This is a genomic window from Citrobacter sp. wls827, assembly GCF_005280875.1.
In the GTDB taxonomy this organism is placed as follows: Bacteria; Pseudomonadota; Gammaproteobacteria; order Enterobacterales; family Enterobacteriaceae; genus Citrobacter; species Citrobacter youngae.
The window spans coordinates 374,607-378,062 of record NZ_SZWR01000001.1; the positions used below are offsets into that span (position 1 = coordinate 374,607).

General features: G+C 51.0%; 3 protein-coding genes. 2 read left to right on the forward strand and 1 reads right to left on the reverse strand.

Features of this window, described 5'->3' with window-relative positions:
- The first annotated feature begins 54 nt into the window (after positions 1-54).
- Both FDX03_RS01740 and ybaK read left to right on the forward strand, forming a co-directional pair.
- Positions 55-849 carry a TraB/GumN family protein gene (locus FDX03_RS01740; RefSeq protein ID WP_048212399.1) on the forward strand — a complete coding sequence of 265 codons (795 nt, stop codon included), beginning with the start codon at positions 55-57 and terminating at the stop codon, positions 847-849.
- Positions 850-1,050: 201 nt separating this feature from the next.
- The gene (gene ybaK, locus FDX03_RS01745) at positions 1,051-1,530 is read left to right on the forward strand and encodes a Cys-tRNA(Pro)/Cys-tRNA(Cys) deacylase YbaK (protein WP_003021794.1); all 480 of its coding nucleotides are present in this window, start codon (positions 1,051-1,053) and stop codon (positions 1,528-1,530) included.
- A gap of 52 nt (positions 1,531-1,582) precedes the next feature.
- Here the strand turns inward: ybaK and ushA are convergent, their stop codons facing one another.
- The gene (ushA, locus tag FDX03_RS01750) at positions 1,583-3,235 is read right to left on the reverse strand and encodes a bifunctional UDP-sugar hydrolase/5'-nucleotidase UshA (RefSeq protein ID WP_137345397.1); all 1,653 of its coding nucleotides are present in this window, start codon (positions 3,233-3,235) and stop codon (positions 1,583-1,585) included.
- Between the last annotated feature and the right edge of the window lie 221 nt (positions 3,236-3,456).

Below are 3,456 nucleotides of genomic sequence, written 5' to 3' on the forward strand. Positions count from 1 at the left end.
CATTGCGACTTTTCCGACCACGCGCTAGCATGGTTCTCCACTTAGGGAGGTCGTATGGATTTGTTATACCGGGTAAAAGCATTATGGTCTGCACTGCGCGGTAACCATTATACCTGGCCGGCCATCGATATCTCTTTGCCTGGCAACCGCCATTTTCATCTGATTGGCAGTATTCATATGGGTAGCCGGGGTATGGCCCCTCTGCCTGCCAGGTTACTGAAAAAACTCAGCCACGCTGACGCACTGATTGTCGAAGCCGATGTCTCCGGTGACGATACTCCGTTTGCCAATCTTCCGGCTTTTGCCACGCTGGAAGAACGCATCAGCGAAGAGCAATTGCGCAATCTGCAAAAAGTTTCTGCAGATCTTGGTATTTCCCCTTCCCTGTTTTCGACTCAACCCCTGTGGCAAATAGCCATGATCTTACAAGCCACGCAGGCGCAACAGCTGGGATTACGGGCGGAATATGGCATTGACTACCAACTGCTCAAAGCGGCTAAACAGGCGCAAAAAACCATTATTGAACTGGAAGGCGCCTCCAGCCAAATCGACCTGTTATGTCAATTGCCTGATAACGGTTTGGCTTTGCTTGACGATACCCTGACGCACTGGCACACCAACGCCAGGTTGCTGCAACAAATGATGGGCTGGTGGCTTGAATCACCACCACAAAATAGCGCACTCACGTTACCCAACACATTCAGCCAGTCATTATATGACGTATTAATGCACCAGCGTAATGAGGCCTGGCGGGACAAACTCAAGGCAATGCCTGCAGGCCACTATGTGGTCGCAGTGGGCGCACTGCATCTGTATGGAGAGGGAAATTTACCGGAGATGATGCGATAAAAAAATGGCCAATATTTCTATTGGCCCGTCAAAGAGGAATTTCATCATTATTATTATGCCGACGCTTAAAGCATCGGTGTAGGTCGATTGTCGCTCAAAGTCATCATCCTGCCAATACTATTGCGCAAGATGGTACTATTTTTTCCACCGCCATCAGGCGTATGCTTATGGCGTATTTTGTCTGGGCCAGGAAAAATTGCTATGACACCCGCCGTTAAACTACTCGAAAAAAACAAAATTTCTTTTCAGATCCACACCTACGATCACGATCCGTCCGAGACCAACTTTGGCGACGAAGTGGTCCGTAAATTAGGACTGAATGCGGATCAGGTCTACAAAACACTGCTGGTTGCCGTGAATGGCGATATGAAACATCTGGCGGTTGCCGTCACACCGGTAGCCGGTCAACTGGATCTCAAAAAGGTTGCCAAAGCTTTGGGCGCCAAAAAGGTCGATATGGCCGACCCCATGGTCGCGCAACGCACTACCGGCTATCTGGTAGGCGGTATCAGCCCGTTGGGGCAGAAAAAAAGATTGCCGACGCTCATCGACGCGCCAGCCCAAACGTTTGACACCATTTATGTTTCCGGCGGCAAACGCGGACTGGACATCGAACTGGCAGCGAGCGATCTGGCGAAAATTCTGGATGCGAAATTCGCCGATATCGCCCGCCGGGATTAAGTATCTGTAGGCCGGAGAAGGTGCCAGCACCGCCATCCGGCACTCCGCCCTGTTACTGCCAGGTAACTTCGCCCTTCGGCTCATACGCACCGACATCCAGCGGTGAGTTCTTCTGCACGTACTCCTTCAGCACTTCCGCATCAATAAATCCGGTATTCACATAGCCTGGTTTGTTATCAATACGCGGATAGCCATCACCGCCGGTGGCGTTGAAGCTCAGCGTTGCCATACGATAGGTTTTGGCTGGGTCAACGGGCTCGCCTTTGATTTTCAAATCGTTAAGCTTGCCGTCTTTCGCCACAAAGCTGACGTTGGCAAACTGCGGATAGGCCCCGGAGTCCGGCTTCATTTGCGCCACTGCGGTCAGATAGTCAATCACCTCTTTCCCGCTCATATCGGCATACACCACGATGTTGCCAAACGGCTGTACCTTCAGCACGCTCTTATAGGTGATATCGCCGCCTTCGATGGAGTCACGGATACCGCCGCCGCTCATCACGCCAAAATCAGCGCTGGTTCGCGCCATTTGCGCAGCCAGCAGCAGATGTCCCATGTTGGTCTGCACGAAACGGACTTTGCTTCGATCGCCTTCGAGGCGCGCATTGACGCTACCGATTTTCACGTCGAGCTGCGCTTTACCTTTATTCTGGAACGGCGTCAGCAGCGAAAGCATTTGCTGATTTTCAACAATCTCCGGGGTGTAGAGTACGCGCTCACTTTTACCGTTGTCCCAGGTCACTTTTTTCTTCAGGTTGACTGGAATGAGCTGGTAGTTAACCATTTTCATTTCGCCGTTACGGAACTCAAAGTCCGCCCGGCCCACGTATTTCCCCCACTCGTGTGCCTGTACAATCCAGATCCCATTTTGCTTATCTGGCGCACACGGCGTACCCGGTACGTAATCAACCTGCTTCTTGTTTTCCGCAGCCATACACACCGGATCCTGTGAGTGACCACCCACAATCATCGCCAGCGCCCCGGTGGGCAGGCTACGCGCCATTTCGACATCGCCAGGGGCGTTCGAGCCATGATTGCCGTTGTCATAATGCCCCATATGGGTGGTCGCGATAATGATGTCTGGCTTTTCATTCATATTGAGTTCCTGGATAACCAGCTTTGCTTCTTCCGCAGGTTTGCGAAACTCAATATCGGTGAAGAACTCTGGGTTGCCAATTTTCGCCGTATCGTCAGTGGTTAAACCGAGTACGGCAATTTTTAAATCCTGGCGCTTAAAGATGGCCCACGGCTTAAATAAACGCTCGCCGGTGCTTTTCTGATAAATATTGGCCGAGAGAAACGGGAATTTGGACCATTTTTCCTGCTGGCGCAGTACGGTCATGGGATTATCAAACTCGTGGTTACCGACCGCCATCGCGTCATAGCCAATCAGGTTCATCCCGCGAAAATCAGGTTCCGCATCCTGCAGATCGGACTCCGGTACGCCGGTATTAATGTCACCGCCGGAAAGCAGCAGTACGCTGCCCCCTTCCTCAGCCACCTCTTTACGAATACCGTCCACCAGCGTTTTTTGCGCCGCCAGCCCATATTCCCCGTATTCACTACGCCAGAAGTGACCGTGATGATCGTTGGTATGTAGAATGGTGATTTTATAGGTTTTATCTTTTTCGTACGCCTGTGCAGGCTGACCTGCCAGCGCAAATGCGGCTAATAGCGCCAGCGCCACGCCCCGTTTCAAAAACGTCATATTTCTCTCCCTGAGCCAAAATCAACGACTGAAATTACAATGATATAAAATAATAGTCGAAAATGTTTTCAGAAATGAGACTTCCTTCAAACACCTTCCGCAGGTATGTTAGGCAAGTAATAATAACAAATTAGATTACCCTCATAATCGCAACCAAACAGAAGTGACTTTCTATGGCAATAAGTGAACCAACCCAGCCAGTGGCTGGCGCGTCAGCGTCG

Excerpts from the sequence above, each read along its gene's own strand:
- FDX03_RS01740 (WP_048212399.1), top strand. The coding sequence starts at position 55 with ATGGATTTGTTATACCGGGTAAAAGCATTATGGTCTGCACTGCGCGGT.
- ybaK (WP_003021794.1), top strand. The coding sequence starts at position 1,051 with ATGACACCCGCCGTTAAACTACTCGAAAAAAACAAAATTTCTTTTCAG.
- ushA (WP_137345397.1), bottom strand. The coding sequence starts at position 3,235 with ATGACGTTTTTGAAACGGGGCGTGGCGCTGGCGCTATTAGCCGCATTT.